Raw genomic sequence first — 326 nt, forward strand, 5'->3', positions numbered from 1 at the left:
TTCGCTCGACTTGCATGTGTTAGGCACGCCGCCAGCGTTCGTCCTGAGCCAGGATCAAACTCTTAATTTAAAAGTTTTATTGACTCTGTTGAAAATTACTATTAACTTCGCCCAGCTTCGTCAAATGCTTCATTGCGGTGCTCAATTACACTAGTAAGTTCCGCTCCTCATTCAGCCTTTTCCTCGCTGTACTCGCTACTAGTAATTTTAGTATACTTCTTTCAGTAAAGTACTGAGTAAATATACTTAATTACGAAATTACTTTCTTTACTGCTTTCGCAGCTCAAAAGAATTGCTGGTTTATTCTTATAAATAAGTTTACCTAT

General features: G+C 37.7%; 1 rRNA gene. It reads right to left on the reverse strand.

Features of this window, described 5'->3' with window-relative positions:
• Positions 1-70: ribosomal RNA gene (locus ACJDU8_RS25800) — 16S ribosomal RNA — on the reverse strand; the annotation flags it as partial.
• Positions 71-326: the final 256 nt, after the last annotated feature.

Source organism: Candidatus Clostridium eludens, from assembly GCF_045310515.1.
Lineage (GTDB): Bacteria > Bacillota > Clostridia > Clostridiales > Clostridiaceae > Clostridium_B > Clostridium_B eludens.